The 15003-nt window shown below is 70.1% G+C and carries 21 protein-coding genes; 10 read left to right on the plus strand and 11 right to left on the minus strand.

Going from position 1 to position 15003, the window contains the following annotated elements; all coding sequences use genetic code 11:
• Positions 1-5 precede the first annotated feature (5 nt).
• The 6 genes from AOM07_RS04070 to AOM07_RS04095 all read left to right on the plus strand — a co-directional run bounded on the left by AOM07_RS04070 (position 6) and on the right by AOM07_RS04095 (position 6680).
• Positions 6-776: an SDR family NAD(P)-dependent oxidoreductase gene (locus AOM07_RS04070; protein WP_062311528.1), complete on the plus strand. Its 771-nt coding sequence runs from the start codon at positions 6-8 to the stop codon at positions 774-776.
• Positions 773-2170 (plus strand): FAD-binding oxidoreductase, encoded by a 1398-nt coding sequence (locus tag AOM07_RS04075; protein ID WP_084830093.1) that lies wholly within the window; start codon positions 773-775, stop codon positions 2168-2170. Before AOM07_RS04070 ends, AOM07_RS04075 begins: the two co-directional genes overlap by 4 nt.
• The gene (locus tag AOM07_RS04080) at positions 2163-2588 is read left to right on the plus strand and encodes a VOC family protein (RefSeq protein ID WP_062311529.1); all 426 of its coding nucleotides are present in this window, start codon (positions 2163-2165) and stop codon (positions 2586-2588) included. Before AOM07_RS04075 ends, AOM07_RS04080 begins: the two co-directional genes overlap by 8 nt.
• A complete protein-coding gene (locus tag AOM07_RS04085) occupies positions 2585-3838 on the plus strand; it encodes a multidrug effflux MFS transporter (protein ID WP_062311530.1) in 1254 nt (417 codons plus the stop codon). Before AOM07_RS04080 ends, AOM07_RS04085 begins: the two co-directional genes overlap by 4 nt.
• A gap of 151 nt (positions 3839-3989) precedes the next feature.
• The gene (locus AOM07_RS04090) at positions 3990-5330 is read left to right on the plus strand and encodes a serine hydrolase domain-containing protein (RefSeq protein WP_062311531.1); all 1341 of its coding nucleotides are present in this window, start codon (positions 3990-3992) and stop codon (positions 5328-5330) included.
• A gap of 771 nt (positions 5331-6101) precedes the next feature.
• Positions 6102-6680 (plus strand): hypothetical protein, encoded by a 579-nt coding sequence (locus AOM07_RS04095; protein ID WP_062311532.1) that lies wholly within the window; start codon positions 6102-6104, stop codon positions 6678-6680.
• A gap of 51 nt (positions 6681-6731) precedes the next feature.
• Here AOM07_RS04095 and AOM07_RS14640 read toward each other — a convergent pair whose 3' ends face one another.
• Positions 6732-6884 carry a hypothetical protein gene (locus AOM07_RS14640; RefSeq protein WP_156171786.1) on the minus strand — a complete coding sequence of 51 codons (153 nt, stop codon included), beginning with the start codon at positions 6882-6884 and terminating at the stop codon, positions 6732-6734.
• Positions 6885-7115: 231 nt separating this feature from the next.
• Here AOM07_RS14640 and AOM07_RS04100 point away from each other — a divergent pair, with 231 nt between their 5' ends.
• Positions 7116-7427 carry a hypothetical protein gene (locus AOM07_RS04100; RefSeq protein ID WP_062311533.1) on the plus strand — a complete coding sequence of 104 codons (312 nt, stop codon included), beginning with the start codon at positions 7116-7118 and terminating at the stop codon, positions 7425-7427.
• Between the two features lie 121 nt (positions 7428-7548).
• Entirely contained in the window at positions 7549-7914 is a 366-nt protein-coding gene (locus AOM07_RS04105) for a hypothetical protein (protein ID WP_062311534.1), read from the plus strand.
• Positions 7915-8268: 354 nt separating this feature from the next.
• On the opposite strand, the gene AOM07_RS04115 is transcribed toward AOM07_RS04105, so the two are convergent.
• The 10 genes from AOM07_RS04115 to AOM07_RS14435 all read right to left on the minus strand — a co-directional run bounded on the left by AOM07_RS04115 (position 8269) and on the right by AOM07_RS14435 (position 13020).
• Positions 8269-8526 carry a hypothetical protein gene (locus AOM07_RS04115; RefSeq protein ID WP_062311536.1) on the minus strand — a complete coding sequence of 86 codons (258 nt, stop codon included), beginning with the start codon at positions 8524-8526 and terminating at the stop codon, positions 8269-8271.
• Positions 8526-8894, minus strand: a complete 369-nt coding sequence (locus AOM07_RS04120) for a hypothetical protein (RefSeq protein ID WP_062311537.1) — start codon at positions 8892-8894, stop codon at positions 8526-8528. The genes AOM07_RS04115 and AOM07_RS04120 overlap by 1 nt, the downstream gene beginning before the upstream one ends.
• Positions 8895-9180: 286 nt before the next feature.
• Complete coding sequence (locus AOM07_RS04125) at positions 9181-10020, minus strand: phage major capsid protein (RefSeq protein ID WP_228374378.1); 840 nt, start codon at positions 10018-10020, stop codon at positions 9181-9183.
• 155 nt (positions 10021-10175) lie between these two features.
• On the minus strand, positions 10176-10616 hold the full coding sequence (locus AOM07_RS04130; RefSeq protein WP_062311538.1) for a hypothetical protein: 441 nt from the start codon (positions 10614-10616) through the stop codon (positions 10176-10178).
• On the minus strand, positions 10609-10896 hold the full coding sequence (locus tag AOM07_RS04135) for a hypothetical protein (RefSeq protein WP_062311539.1): 288 nt from the start codon (positions 10894-10896) through the stop codon (positions 10609-10611). Before AOM07_RS04135 ends, AOM07_RS04130 begins: the two co-directional genes overlap by 8 nt.
• The gene (locus AOM07_RS04140; RefSeq protein ID WP_062311540.1) at positions 10893-11114 is read right to left on the minus strand and encodes a hypothetical protein; all 222 of its coding nucleotides are present in this window, start codon (positions 11112-11114) and stop codon (positions 10893-10895) included. Before AOM07_RS04140 ends, AOM07_RS04135 begins: the two co-directional genes overlap by 4 nt.
• A complete protein-coding gene (locus AOM07_RS15185; RefSeq protein ID WP_369401199.1) occupies positions 11111-11398 on the minus strand; it encodes a WhiB family transcriptional regulator in 288 nt (95 codons plus the stop codon). The genes AOM07_RS04140 and AOM07_RS15185 overlap by 4 nt, the downstream gene beginning before the upstream one ends.
• A 26-nt stretch (positions 11399-11424) precedes the next feature.
• Positions 11425-12477: an AAA family ATPase gene (locus AOM07_RS04145; RefSeq protein WP_062311541.1), complete on the minus strand. Its 1053-nt coding sequence runs from the start codon at positions 12475-12477 to the stop codon at positions 11425-11427.
• A complete protein-coding gene (locus AOM07_RS04150; protein ID WP_062311542.1) occupies positions 12474-12785 on the minus strand; it encodes a hypothetical protein in 312 nt (103 codons plus the stop codon). Before AOM07_RS04150 ends, AOM07_RS04145 begins: the two co-directional genes overlap by 4 nt.
• A 58-nt stretch (positions 12786-12843) precedes the next feature.
• Entirely contained in the window at positions 12844-13020 is a 177-nt protein-coding gene (locus AOM07_RS14435; protein ID WP_084830095.1) for a helix-turn-helix transcriptional regulator, read from the minus strand.
• A 273-nt stretch (positions 13021-13293) separates the two neighbouring features.
• On the opposite strand from AOM07_RS14435, the gene AOM07_RS04155 reads away from it, so the two are divergent.
• Together AOM07_RS04155 and AOM07_RS04160 are read left to right on the plus strand one after the other, a co-directional pair.
• Positions 13294-13842, plus strand: a complete 549-nt coding sequence (locus AOM07_RS04155; protein ID WP_062311543.1) for a transcriptional regulator — start codon at positions 13294-13296, stop codon at positions 13840-13842.
• Positions 13835-14974, plus strand: coding sequence for a tyrosine-type recombinase/integrase (locus AOM07_RS04160; protein ID WP_062311544.1), 1140 nt, complete (start codon positions 13835-13837; stop codon positions 14972-14974). The genes AOM07_RS04155 and AOM07_RS04160 overlap by 8 nt, the downstream gene beginning before the upstream one ends.
• Positions 14975-15003: the final 29 nt, after the last annotated feature.

The following is a 15003-nucleotide window of genomic DNA, read 5'->3' on the forward strand; positions in this document are numbered from 1 at the left end:
GCGCGATGACGGGAAGGCTCGAGGGCCTCGCGGTCCTCGTCACGGGCACGGGCGGCGGTATCGGCCGCGCGACGGCGCTGGCCTGCGCCCGGGAGGGCGCCCACGTGGTCGGCTGCGACCTCAACCCCGGCCCCTCCGAGGAGACGGTCGCGCTCGTGCGCGCCGCCGGCGGCACGATGGACGCGGTCGCGCCGGTCGACCTGTCGACGCCTGAGGGTGCGGCGGCGTGGGTCGAGGAGGCCGCCACGCTCGCGGGCGGCGTCGACGTGCTCGTGAACAACGCGTCCGCGATCCGCTTCGGTGCGATCGACGTCCTGTCCTACGAGGACTGGTCGTTCACGATGCGCAACGAGCTCGACATCGTCTTCCTCGTCACGCGCGCGGCCTGGCCGCACCTGGTGGCGCGCGGCGGCGGGTCGGTCGTCAACGTCGCGTCGATCACCGCGACCCGCGGCGCGTGGTTCATGCCGCAGAACGCGCACGGCGCCGCCAAGGGCGGGGTGCTCGCGCTGACCTACCAGCTGGTGGTCGAGGGCGGGGCGCACGGCATCCGCGTCAACGCGGTGTCGCCGGCCATGACCCAGACGCCGCACACGACGCCGATGCTCGAGGACCCCGACGGGCCCGCCGAGCAGATCCTCTCGCGCGTGCCGCTGCGCAGGTGGGGCCAGCCCGAGGACGTCGCGAACGCGATCCTGTTCCTCGCGAGCCCCGAGTCCTCCCACGTCTCCGGGGCGAACATCCCGGTCGACGGCGGCGCGGCGGTCGTCGGATGAGCGCGGCGACGACGCCCACGGTGCGCGGCCGGCTCACGCTGCGCGGCGAGCCCGGCTACGAGGAGGCGCGCGTGGGCCGGGTGTTCAACGCGCGCAAGCCCGACCGGTACCCCGCGGCGGTGCTCGAGGTCGCCGACGCGGAGGACGTCGTGGCCGGCGTGCACCTCGCGATCCAGCGCGGCTGGTCCGTGAGCGTCCGCTCCGGCGGCCACTCGTGGGCCGCGTGGAGCGTGCGCGACGAGGCGCTGCTGCTCGACCTGGGTGCGCTGCGGTCCCTTTCCTACGACGAGGGGACGGGCATCGTCTCCGCCGGCCCCGCGACGATGGGCGCGCTCGAGCTGGCGCCGTTCCTCGCCGATCGCGGCCGCGCCTTCCCGGGCGGGCACTGCGCGACCGTCGGGATCGGCGGCTACCTCCTCCAGGGCGGGCAGGGCTGGAACGGCCGCGCCAAGGGCTGGGCATGCGAGAGCGTCGTCGCGGTCGACGTCGTGACGGCGGAGGGCGAGCACCTGCGCGCGGACGCCGAGCAGAACGCGGATCTGTACTGGGCCGCACGCGGCGCGGGCCCCGGCTTCCCCGGCATCGTCACGCGCTTCCACCTCCAGACCTACCCCGAGCCCGAGGTGATGTGGCACGACACCTGGACCTTCCGGCTCGACGACGCGGAGGCGGTGATCCACTGGCTGCACGACGTGCTGCCGCGCCTCGACCGCCGGGTCGAGCCGGTGATGGCCGCGACCCGCCTGCCCGACGTGCCGCTGTACGACGGCGTCGAGCATCCCGGCGGCACCGTGCTGCTGCTCCACGCGACGTGCATGGCGGACTCCGCCGAGGAGGCGCGAGCCCTGCTGGCCGGGCTGGGGGAGTGTCCCGTCACGGGCAGCGAGCTCGGCCACGTCACCGGCCCCACCACCATGGCGCAGGAGAGCGTCGCGCAGATGGACCAGAACCCCGACGGCTACCGCTACGCCGTCGACTGCGCCTGGACCAACGCGCCCGCGGAGACGCTCGCGCCGCTGCTGCTCGACATCTGGCGCGAGCTCGACACCGAGCACTCCTTCTCCATCTGGTACGGATGGGCGCCGACCCGTGAGCTGCCCGACATGGCCTTCTCCGTCGAGGGCAACGTCTACGTCGCGACGTACCTCATCTACCCGGACGCGGAGGACGATGCGCGCTACCGGGCGCGCGTCCACGACCGGACGGCGGCGATCGCCCGGGACGGCGGCGTGGGCGTCTACCTGGGCGACACCGACTTCACGGCCCGCCAGGACCGCTTCCTGTCGCCCGAGCACTACGCGCGGCTCGAGGAGATCCGGGCCCGCCGCGATCCCGCGGGCCGCATCGCCGGCTATCTCTGCAAGGACCGGGAGGGGCTGAACATCCATGCCTGACGGGATCCGGCTCGACCACGTGGGCCTCAACGTCGCGGACCTCGCGGCGGCGACGGCCTGGTACCGTGAGGCCTTCGGCTACGCCGTCGAGCTCGAGGGCCGGGTCGACGCGATCGAGCTCGACTTCGTCATGCTGATCGAGCCGGGGGGCGGGCGGCGGCTCGAGCTGCTGCACCGCCCGGGCTCGGGCCCGGGCCTGCGGGCCGCCGACCCCGCGGAGGCCGCCCTCAGCGAGGGCTTCGGGCACGTCGCGTTCGACGTGCCCGGCCTGGACGCGACCTTCGAGCGCCTCATCGGGCTGGGCGCACGGTCCGTCATGATGCCGCGACCGTCGCCCGAGCCCGGGATCCGCATGGCCTTCGTCGCCGATCCCGAGGGCAACCTCGTCGAGCTGCTCGAGCGCCCGAGGGAGGGGTGAGCGGGCCGACGGCGTCCGGGCCGCCCCAGCAGGCTCCGCGCCACCTGGTCCTGCTGCTCGCGGCCTTCACCGCGCTCGTCGTGTTCACCACGGACGTGTACATGCCGGTGCTGCCGCGGCTCCAGGACGACTTCGGGACGAGCGCCGCCGCGGCCGCCGCGACGCTGTCCGCGGTGCTCGTCGGCGTCGCGGGCGGGCAGGTGGTGCTGGGCCCGCTGTCCGACGCGGTCGGGCGGCGGCTGCCGCTGCTCGGCGGCGTGCTCGCCTACGCGGCCGCGCACGTGCTGAGCGCGCTCGCACCGACCATCGAGGCGCTCCTCGCGCTGCGCTTCCTCACCGGCCTCGCGGCCGCGGCGTGCATCGTCGTCACCCGCGCGATCGTCGCCGACGTGTACCCGGGAGCCGCCGCCGGCCGGGCCTTCGCGACGCTGGGCGCCGTCGCCGCGGTCGCCCCGGTGGTGGCCCCGCTGCTGGGCGGCCTCCTGGCCCGCTTCACCGGGTGGCGCGGGATGTTCGTGGCGCTGGCCGGCGCGGCGGTGGTGCTCGCCGTCGTCGCGGCGCGCGCCCTCCCGGAGACTCATCCGCCCGAGCGCAGGATCGCGCCCCGTCCGGGTGCGATCGCGCGGGAGCTCGGCGCGGTGCTGACGGTGCGGCCGTTCCTCGCGTACCTCGCGGCGATCACCGCGCTCGGCGCCGTGCTCTTCGGATACATCGGTGCGTCGTCGTTCGTGCTGCAGGAGGGGTACGGGCTGACGCCCCAGCAGTACAGCTACGTGTTCGCGCTCAACGCGGTCGGCATCGTCGCCGCGTCGATGACGACGCGGCACCTGGTCGCGCGCGTGGGATCGGTGCGCATCCTCGCGGCCGGTCACGCCTCCTCCGCGCTGGGGGCGGCGATCCTCGCCGTCGGCGTCGCGACCGACGCGCTCGCGCTCGTGATGGCGGGGCTGTTCCTCGCGATCTCGTGCGTCGGCTTCGTCATCCCGTCCGCGACCACGCTGGCGATGGGTGCGTCCCGCGACCGCGCGGGCGCCGCGTCGGGGCTGCTCGGCATCTTCCAGTTCACCGCGGGCGCGATCGCGTCGCCGCTCGCAGGCGCCGGCGGCTCGCCGTGGTCGCTCGTGGCGGTGGTCGGCGCGGGCGCCGTCCTCGGGCCGCTGCTCGTCGCGCTCATCGGCGGGCGCCGCGCCCGCCGGGTCGATGGGGCGGCGCCCACGCCCGCGCCGGGGCAGGCGCTCGAGGGGGAGTAGGCGACCGCCGCATCGTCGCGCGCGTGTCAGGAGGCTGTCTCCGGGTGCCGTAGTCTTGGCGCGCTCGACGGGCGACCGCAGGCGACCCACCTCAACGAGGACGGTGGGGCCCGGACCCGCCCCGGTCGAGCCCGAAGGGACCCCGGCCTCCATGCCACGCATTCGCACGATCGTTCTCGCCGCCGCCGCCACCGTGGCCGTCGGCGTCACCGCGGCCTACTGGTACGAGCGGCCGCTCCTCGTCACCGGCACCGGCTACGCCGCGCACAACGCGTGCGCGCTCGAGGCCATCGCCGGCCGCGACGACGCGGCCGCGGACCTGCCGCCCAACCCGCTCGTGCCCGTGATGCGCACGTCGGTCGCCTCGGACGGGAGCGCGGCGAGCGCCGGCATCCTCGGCGCGCTCGCCACCCAGGAGGCCTTCGCGACGGACGGCTACGGCTGCACCCTGGCCGCCGAGCCGCCCGCCGGGCTCCCCGCGCCCACCGACGTGAGCATCGACGCCAACCCGTACGCGGCCCTGCCGCTCGCCACGGCGGACGATGCGGCGGTCACCGCCGCGCTCGCGCACGGCTTCGGTGACGACCTCGGTGCGGAGGGGCGCGACGCTCTGGGCACCCGCGGCATCGTCGTGCTCAAGGACGGCGCCCTCGTGGCGGAGCGGTACGCGGACGGCTTCGGGCCGGAGACGCCCCAGCTGGGCTGGTCGATGACGAAGAGCGTCACCAACCTTCTCGTCGGGCGGCTGGTGGAGCAGGGCGAGGTGTCGCTCGACGACGACCATCTGGTGCCGTCGTGGACCGACGAGCGGTCCGCGATCACGGTGCGTCAGCTTATGCAGATGACCAGCGGCCTGGACTGGGACGAGACCTACGACCTCGGCACTTCGATCACGCGGATGCTCTACCTCGAGCCCGACATGGGTGCGTACGTCGCGTCGCAGGAGCTCGCTCACGCGCCCGGGTCCTACCTCCAGTACTCGAGCGGCTCGACGACGCTGCTGTGCGACGTCGTGACCGAGGATCGTGGGGGCGCGGACCTGCCGCGGCGCGAGCTGTTCGCGCCGCTGGGCCTCGCGAGCGCGGTGCTCGAGCCGGATGCGTCGGGCACGCCGGTGTGCGGCTCGTACATGTGGGCGACGCCGCGCGAGTGGGCGAGCATCGGCCAGTTCGTGCTGCAGGACGGCGTGTGGGGCGGCGAGCGGCTGCTGACCGAGGGGTGGATGGCCTCGTCCACGCTCCCGGTGGACACCGAGGTCGAGCCCGGCTCGGACGGCTACGCGTCCGGCTGGTGGGCGAACACCCGCGCCGACGGGTCCGTGATCGACGAGGAGCTGCCCGCGGACACCTACTTCGCGTCCGGCCACGACGGCCAGAAGGTCGTGGTGGTGCCGTCGGAGGGCGTGGTGATCGCGCGCCTCGGGTTCACGCCGGCGGCCGACGACAACCGCATCGTCTCGATGGCCGCCGAGGTGGTGGCAGCGCTGCGGTAGGCGCTGCCGGGAAAGCGGAAGGCCCGCCGCCCCTGACGGGACGGCGGGCCTCCTGAGAGCGCTACGAAGCCGACTTAGCAGTCGTAGTAGAGCTCGAACTACCCCCGTATGGACGGCTACTGGTGGCCAGTCATGGAATACACGTAAATAGCAGGGCCGATGATTCGCGGCGCTGGTGGCAACCGGTGGACGATTCTGGGCGCCTTGCGGACTGTTTGCGGACTGGCCGCGCCCGCCGCCGGTCTTCGGCGCGGTGTGATAGTTGTCACGTCGAACTGGACCGAGCGCGTCGGTTCTGCCGCTTATGCCACGAGGACCGCATACTCGGTCACGCTGAGGGGCAAGTCCGAGTTGGATCCATCGCCGATCGAACAGGGTGCCCGTTACCTACTGCGAGGGGATTGGATATGGCCCGCAAGAGCTACGGAATGGCGAACTTCTTTCTAGATGCGGTGCTGACGCTGTTCACAGGTGGCCTCTGGCTGATCTGGGTCTTCGTCCGAGAGATGCGCCGCTAGTCATCGGATCGCCACCACGGCCCGTCTCTCAATCGAGGGGCGGGCCGCTGCGCCAAAGGAGTGAAATCGTGGCGCCTTCGTGGCGCATGCGATAGGTTGCGGCCAACTTCGACCGGGGGCTGACTTGGCTGAGCAAAATGACCTCACAGACGAGGAAATCATCGTTGGACTGGCGTCAGAGAGTCCCCTCATCTTGCACCTGGCACTTCCGCAGGGCTGGCGTGATCTGTCAGCACACATTGACTCTCAGGGCATGTCGCGAGCCCTGCTGGTGGATACCAGCAAGCCCTATTCGCTCAACGACCGGATGCCGGATGCGCAGCGGACCGACGCGGTGCTGCTCCAGGCGATGACGATCGGCGCGCACTCGCGCGAGTTGGGCACCGAGGTCCCGAGCGACGTGGACGAAATGAAGCGATTGTGGGGCGAGTACCACGAGTTCGCGGCTGGCCTTGATCGGCCCTACACTCCGATGACTCTTCGATATCGGGCCGACGGGGTGGACGTCATCAAGCTATCTGTAGAGCACGGTGGCGACGAGTTCGGCGAGTCCCTAACAACCTTGACCTCGTACCTCGCTCGAAAGTCGGAGCACTGGCTTCGGGTGACGCCCACGAGTGCTGAGGGCGAACATCGGTTCGACAGGTACCTCAGCAACTGCGACCCGAAATTCAGCTACTTGGGGCACTCGGCCGAATCTGCACGAGATCTGGTGCGCGATTCAATCCTCTATCGCACCCTCATCGCGAGCGTTACAGCGGAGCAGAGGCTTGCGGAGTTGGCGCGGGAACACGAAGAGCGAGTTGCGAGACGTGGGAGCCGTCACGAATGACCTCGACGGCGAGGCCATTCCGAGGCACGGTCAGAGTCGCCTGGGGCACCGCTAGGCAGGCTCGGACGTCCGCGAACCTCGCGGCCCCCGCAGCATCTCGCCGTCGCGAACGATCCACCCCACGATGTCGCCCGACAAGGTCTCGATGATCGCCGTCGCGCCGGCTCGCTCGGCTGCATACAGCCGCAACTGCTCTCCTGCCATGGCGACATCGTGGCGGGGCTGTCTGACAGCCCACAGCGACGACGAAACGCCCCGCCGGCTGGGGCAGCGGCGGCGCGTTCGTGGGGATACAGGGGTGGGCCGCTGTCACGCCGACGTGCATATCGGCATGCCGGAAGATCGGCTCGACACGCCATCCCTGCCAGCCCCGATACCCCGCCTGCCGGCGATAACGTCACCTCTGTTGGGCAGCACCAATACTGAGGGGGATCGATGTCGAGCACGGAGCAGAGCACAACCAAGAAGTACGGGGCTGACCGCCTGGCGGATGGCGCGGAGTCGGCCTTCTTCTGGAGCCCCATAGTCACGGGCGTAGGAATCGGCCTCGCCTACTACCTCGCGTATTCCATGGGCGTGGGCGGCTTGATCATGGGCCTACTGGTGGCGCTCGGCGGCGTGATCGTTGGACTGTACGGCACCGTGCGGATGATTTCGGGCGGTCGCATTCTGGCAAGGAACATCGAGCGGTCGAGCTTGGCGATCATCGAGCAGGCGGAAATCGAGAACCAACGCGACGGTCGCTAGGCCCGCCCAACGCGATTGTCGGGCGGGGCTCTGTCGTGCGCCGACGACATCGTGGCCGCGACCAATGACACCGGGTGCCCGTCCCGCTAGGGTGGCGGCATCGACGTCTGAGGGGGCGAACGTGAAGCGGATCGTGACGAGCCGGGGGCACTACTACGTGGAGCGTCCCGGCAGCGTCGGCGCGGTGCTCGGCTCCATCGCACTTGGGGCGCTGTGGTTCGTGGTCGTAGTGCCAGCCTTTGCCGTCGGCACCGACCGGACGCTCATCTTCACGATGGTCGCCACGTTCGTGCTCGGCCTGCCCGCCTACCTGCTGGCATCGCGCAAGGGGGCTCGACAGCGGTCCCGCGTGGCCGCGATCATCGACGCTCGCGAGGTCCCCGGCGGCGTGCACCTCGTCGTCATGGACACCGCGAACGCCCGCCACGAGCTCGTCGTCACCGACGGCGTGGTGAGCGACCTCGAGCGAGCTCTCACGCGCTCCTAGTCGCCAGCTCCCGTCCCAGCGTGGTGCGGTGCCCTCGGCACACACCGGCGCTATGGTGCCCATCAGCGCAGATGGCACTGCGAGCAGTCTCGAGGGAGAGCAATGGGATTCCTGGGAAGCCTCTTTGGCAAGTCGACGAGCGACGACGGTGACGAGTACGGGACGTGCGCGTCGTGCGACTGGCCACTCACCGCTGCCGACGAGGACGGCGAGTTCTGCAACGACTGCGTCAGCGAAGGCGGCTCCGCCAAATACTGCTGCGGAGCCATCTACGAATACGGCGAAGATACGTGTGCGAGTTGCGGGGATCCTCTGTAGGGAAGAGCCCAGAACTTGCCAGGCGCATTGGTCGGGCTAGAGCTCCGAATCCATGCGCGCCGCACTTCCGCGTGCGGACTGCTCGAGGCGGACCTCGCGCGGGAGCAGCACCATCCAGCCGTTGATGTTGCCGAGGGCCTCGATGGACCATGCGCGGCCTGCCGAGTGCCAGGCGTTGCGGGCGTTCACGTCGTCGGGGTCGAGGGTCAGCGACCAGGCTGCATGAGTGGGGCCGGCGGCGATCTCGGGCGGCAGTCCGGTGGGGTCGAGGGCGGTGCGACGGGTGCGGGCCATCAGCGGGCCACCTGCTGGCGCTTGCGAGCCTCACGTGCCCGCGCCGAGGCTGCGGTGAGGGTCGGCACGGATGAGCCGTCCTCGTCGTCTGGCAGCGCGAGGACGCCGACGAGGCGGGCGAGGACGAGCTGCTGGCCGCGGGCCTCGGTGAGCAGTCCGTTCGTGACGGGCTGGCCCTGGGAGCCGGTGACCATCGCGCCGGTGTTGCGGATCGCGTCGTCGAGCATGTCGAGACGGTCGAGCACCCGGCACGCTTCCTCGAGCACCAGCGTCTCGGAGTCGGTGAGCTCGTAGGAGCCGAGCACGGAGCGCCAGTAGGCGCGGCCACGTCGCGCGAGTCCGCGCGGGGCCTTCGGGATCTCAGTCATGAGGGCCTTTCGGGGTGGGGAAAACGAGCATCGGTGCCCGGCGCGCCAAAGGTTGCCCTCCCCGGCGGTCACGGTGCGAGGCCGGAGAGGGTTGGTGCCCGGGGTCTGACTGCCTCGCAGGCAGTTGCTCGCGAGGCCGGCGCAACTCTGGGAACCCGTACAGATCCGAATCGCCCTCCCCAGCGGTCGAAGTCTCGAGGGGCCGATGGGGCCTTGGGGCGGGGGCCTGACGCGAGGTGCGGCGACGCGCGCTGTTCACGGCAACGCGCGCCGCCGCCTGCGAGGACTACGAGGCGTCGTAGATCTTGACGATGGCGGCCTCGTGGACGAAGCCGTATCCCACGCGCATGACCGCACGGACGGCGGTGGAGTATGAGGCGAAGTAGACGGAGCGGTCGACGTCGAGCTCAGCGCCGCCACGCTGGACGACGTAGGACGCGGCCTTGGGGATGCCCCAGGTGGTGCCCGTGGTGACCGCCGACGAGACGAGCAGGGGGACGCCGAGGATGCGACGGTCCAGGGCGTCGGTCGCGGACGTGCCCAGCATCGGCATGTTGGAGCCGGTCGCCTGCTTGAGCTTGGCGATCACGAGCGCGGTGGCAGGGTCGGTGACGAACGCACCGATGGTCGCGCCCACCTCCTCGGCCTTGCTGATGGCCTCGGCGAACACGTCGAACGATGCGTAGGCACCAGCGGTGTCGACCTCGGAGACGCCGGTGAGGGACTCGAGGCCGGAGGGCCCGTTGGTCACGGTGTTGCCGAAGAACGCGGCGTCGACCTTGGATACGATGTCGCGCGCGATGCCGGCACCCACGATGCTCGCGGCGGTGGGGCTCGAGTCGCTGGCGAGCTCGTTGCTGATCTTGGTCAGACCCGCGACCTTGGCCGGGGTGACGGTGAGCTCGTCGAGCGTCTGGTCGCTGAGGGTGATGTCGGCACCCTCGGCGAACCAGCCTGCGGACGGGTCGGCGGTGACGATGGGCAGGTTGACGCGCGTGGAGTCGGTCGTGAGGAGCGTCGACACCTGGTAGGCGACGGACTCGCGCTGGACGGGCTGGACGATGAGCGGCCCGTAGTCGTCGGGAGTGATGCCGGAGACGTCCGACGTGGTGGTGAACATGGCCATGAGTGGCTCCTTGGGGAAGGCGCGCAGTCCCGCGCGCTCTGTCTGTGAGAGTCACGCGAGGCGCTGCCTCGAGCGTGCTGGCCCGCGGGGCCGACGGTATCAGGACCGGATCGCCTGGATCAACGGCCCTGATACCACCATGATACCAGCAGGGTCTATTTCCCCCTAAGCGCGTCCGACCACGTGGGCGCGGGAGCCTGCGGCTCGGACGCCTTCACGCCGCTGTCGGCGCTGCCGGCGAACCTCCGTCCCCGGTAGTGCGGCTTGGCCTTCACGAGCTCGAGCACAGACGCCTGCACGGCTTCGGCGTCGACGGTGCCGTCCTCGGCGAGCAGGGCGTCGAGGTCGGCGTGCTGCCACAGGTCCGCGCCGTCCGCGAGCATGTCGGCTCCCGTCGCGATCCGCTCGACCTCAGCCCGGCGCATCGCAGTGAGGTGCTCGCGAAGCGTGTCGCGCTCGCCCTCGGTCTCCCGGAGCTGGCGCCTGTACTTCGCGGCGTCGCGTCCGGCCTTGGACTTATCGTCGACCGCTGCCTCGGCGGTGTCGACGGCGACCTCGGTGGCCGCCTCGGCGGTGGTCTCGGTGGTGTCAGTCATCGGTGGTGTCCTCTCGCTTGAGTTCCTGCATGGCGGCGCCCTGGCGCACGAGCGCGAGGGCCTTGTCGGTGTCGCCCTCGGCGACGGTGAAGAGTGCGCCGGCGGCGTGCCAGATAAGCGCGTGCGCGATGTCGACGAGGGCCTGGCCGGGCTGGTCGGCCTCGGTAGCGTAGGTCGCCAGGAGGCCCTCGAGCTGGTCGGTGCCAGGGTCGGTGATCGCGGTCGTGATGAGCGCGAAGGCCGCGCGATGGGCGGCCTGAGCGCGGCCAAAGTCGCTCACAGGATGCCCTCGGTCTTGAGCGTGCGGAAGTCTGGGCTCGCCATGACCGCCTGGGCATGGACGCACGGCACCTCAGGCTCGCCGCAATCGTCGCAGCGCCATCGCTCATGCGGCACGAGCACGCGATGCATCCGCACGCGAGTCTCGGACGGGCCGACGAAGGCGAGCAGTCCGTGCTGTTTGCCTCCGACGCCGTGAATGCGAACCGGTGTTGTCATGGTCGTTCCTTTCGTTTGCGCGCCAGGGTTCGGCGCTGGTTGGCCGACAGGCCTCCGTACGGGCCGGCCTCGTTTGGAAACTCGATCCCATGCCGCCTGCACAACAGCGCTACTGGGCACCGGGCGCACTCGGGAGCTGCCTCGAGCTGGTCGGATTCCCGGTCGCTCGCCCACTTCTCGGATGGGGTGTCGGAGCCGCCACGACACGGGAGCGGACGCTGCTCATGGGCCCGGTCTGCCGCGGTGGCGAGCCGCGCCCACGACCGTGCCAAGTCCGGCGGCATGGCGACGGTGGGCCACGGGATGTCCGTCACGTCGGGCCGTCCAACAATGCTGTTGAAAGTGTTGAGAGTGTTGAATCGGGTTCGCTTTCAACACTTCCCACACTTTCAACAGGGGTGTAGAGACCTCGTGATGGGCGCCTGATCCGACCCGCATCCTCCAGCCTCCCGAGGTAGGTCCCGGCGGTCTTGCCATCGAGCCCGAGCGCCTCCGCTACTTCGCCTGCTCGCACGCCCTGGGGGTGCTGGCGGACGTAGGCAACCACCTCGGCAGAACGGTCTCCGAGTCCGTGCTCGGAGCGCCGTTCGGTGGCGAGCCGGGCGGCGTCCGCGAGGCTGCCGCCGTCGACGGTCCATCGGCCCGCGTCGCTCACGACGGCATACTCGGCCTCCGTGACATCGCGGCCCGTGACGCGCAGCACGCCCGCGTCCTCGTTGCGCGCGCGCTCGAGGTTGACAGTGAAGTCGGCGGCGCCGTTCAGTCCGTTCGACCCGCTAGTGGAGTCCATCCAGTCGAGGGATCCGAGCTTGCGCGTGTGGTGAATCACGAGCAAGCAAGTGCCCGGCTGGTCATCCGCAAGGCGCTTGAGCCGGGAACCGATGCGGTAGTCGCGCTGATAGGCGCCCTCACCAGGCATCGCCGGAGGCATGACCTTGCCGAGCGTGTCGAGCACGACGAGCGGCGCCTTGTCGCCGTAGACCTCGAGCCACGCCTCGATAATCGGAATGGCGTCGCCGTGGGTCGCAACGGTCGTGTAGTGCAGGTTGCTGGGAATCGCCACGCCCTCGCCGAGCAGGTGGCGCGCGCGGCGCTGCATGCGTCGGTCGCCATCCTCGAGGGCGAGGAACAGGACCGGGCGGGGCCAGCCGGTCGCGACCCTGCCGAGCGCCGGCTTGCCCGATGCGATGGCGAGCAGCAGCCCGTAGACGAGCCACGACTTGCCGGCCTTGGGCGGGCCGGTAAGCAGCCCGAAGCCTTCAGGGAGGATCTCAGGCACCGCCCAGCGCAGCGGCGGGAACGTCTGAGCATCGAGCCAGTCGCCCGTGCGAATGCAGGCGAGGTAGTCGGTGGTAGTGGTCAAGCGGCGGCCCTCCGCGACGGGCGTTCGACGCCGAACCGTGTCGCAAGCTCCCAAGGGAGCCACTTCACCGGGACTGCGAACGGCGGGTAACCTGACTGGCGAGCCGCGGCGGGATCGTCGGCGTGTGCGAGGGCTGTTGCGTAGTCCTCGAGCGCGTCGGCGGTCATGCCGTAGTCGGACGGCGGGGCAGGAGCCGCGGCCGGATGGAGTGTGGCGATGGTGCCCTCCAGTTCAGTCATCGCGCGACGGCGCTGCAGTTGCGTGCGCCAACGCTGGTGCGGGGTCGGTTCGAGGTTCGGGTGGGACATGCGCGTGCTTCCTTCGATGCATGGCGCTCCTCCAGGACGCAGGTGAACGTGTGGGCGATCACTGGGCCGGCGTCGATTGCGCCTCGAGCCACGCGAGGACTTCGACCTCGTTCCATAGGCGGCGGCGCCCGACCTTGACGGACTTCGGCCCAACGCCGCGGTAGACCCAGTAGGAAACTGTGTTGGGGGAGACGCGGAGCATCTCTGACACTTCATTGAGGGTGAGCAGCTTCATGGCTGACTCCTTTCGGTTGTTGATCTGTTGTTAGTCACGAGCCGTTCCTGTCGGGGCCCGATCCCAGTCCGGTGGGCGGCTCCCTCTCGACGTGTTCTCACCCCGCTTGGACCTTCACGCGGTGGCGGTATCGCTCGTCTCTCGCTGTTGAGTTGTCTCAAGGCTGTTCCATTGAGGCGTACTTGCTCGCCTCATAGGAATATCGTCGCGATCATGCTTGACCAACGCAAGCCAAAGTGGCTACAGTAACTTCCGTATTGGAATGGAGGCGAGATGCCGAAGCTGAACCAGGCACGCAGCATTCAGGCCGAGCGAACCCTCGCATTGCGCGTGGCGTATGAGCGCGAGAAGCGCGGATGGACTTACGAGTCACTTGCGAAGCGCATGACCGACAAGGGGTGTGCGATCAACGCGTCCGCGATCTACAAGATCGAGAAGGCGGAACCCCCGCGGCGCATCGTCGTCGACGAGCTGGTTGGCTTCGCATCCGCCTTCGCGGTGCCCGTCCAGGAGATGCTAATGCCGCCCATGCTGGCTGGCGCGCGTGACCTCTACAGGTTGATTTCCGACTACGCCGAAGCCGTAGATGAGCTGGCCAGCGCGCGCGCGTTGGCGGCGGACCGCGCGCAACTTGCGCGCGACTATGCACGAGAGCACACCAATGAGGAGTCCCTCGCGGCGGCAATCGACGCCTGGGTCGAGACCGAAGGCGCGCTCGTGGTGATCGACGATTGGGAAGTTGAGCGGGCGCGGTGGCGAGAGTTCCTGACGGACCCGGCCGCCGCGTCGCCCTACGACCTGATTGAGTCTGCCGATGAGTAGCAACCCCAAGCCCACGCGCAAGTTGCCTGCCGGCATCACCCTGCTGGCGAACGGCAAGTACCGCGCCCGCTACCGCGACGCGTCCGGCAAGGAACACGCCCGGCACTTTGATGTCTTGCGCAGCACCAGGACGAAGGCCGGCGCCGCGACGTGGCTCGAGCAGGTCAAGTCCGACATGCTCACTGGCAACTACGTCGACCCCAAGACAGCGCGCGCCACGGTTTCGGACTGGTGCGATACGTGGCTCGAGGGCTACCGGACCAACCGCAAGTCGACGGTGCGTCAGGCCGAGGTTCACATCGCGCACATCAAGCGCGCGTTTGGCTCGAAGCGCCTCGCGGACGTGAAGCCCTCCGACGTGCGGCGGTGGACCGCGCAGCTCGCGACCGACGACAAGGCCGCGGAGCGGAAGGCCTTGGCGCCGTCGACGGTGTACGCGATCCACGCGCGGCTATCGCAGATCATGGCCGACGCGGTGCATGACGGTGTGATCGCCCGCAATCCGTGCTCGAGGCGCACGTCGCCGCCGATGGGCAAGCAGCGGCCCTACGTGGCGACCACGGAGCAGGTATGGGCGCTGCATGACGCGATGCCCGCGCACCTGCGGCCCGCGGTGCTACTCGGCGCGTTCGCGGGCCTGCGCATCGCAGAGGCGTGCGGCCTGCGGGTGTCGGACGTCGACTTCATGCGCGGCGTCGTGGCGCCGGCGGTGCAGTATCCCGCGCAGCCGCTCAAGTCCGACACGTCGCGCACGCCGGTCCCGATCCCGAACGAGCTCGCGCTCGAGCTGTCGAAGGGAGTGGGGGAGCGGACGTGGATGCTCGAGGACGCGCTAGGGGTGCAGGCGGGGCCGTGGGCCGTCGAGCGGGCCGTGCGCGCGGCGCGCAAGCCTGCGGGGCTCCCGGAGGCGTTCCGCTATCACGATCTTCGGCACTACTTCGCGTCGCTGCTCATCGCGTCCGGGTGCGACGTGAAGGTGGTGCAGGCGCGGCTCCGGCACGCGAGCGCGACCACGACGCTCAACACCTACGCGCACCTGTGGCCAGATGCAGAAGAGTCCACACGGGCCGCGGTAGCAGTAGTGCTTGCGGCCCGTGCGGACTCTTTGCGGACTGAGGCGGTGTCAGGATGACATCACCCCAGGTAAATCAGGCTCTAGAC

It is taken from the genome of Demequina rhizosphaerae (genome assembly GCF_000971255.1).
Classification (GTDB): domain Bacteria; phylum Actinomycetota; class Actinomycetes; order Actinomycetales; family Demequinaceae; genus Demequina; species Demequina rhizosphaerae.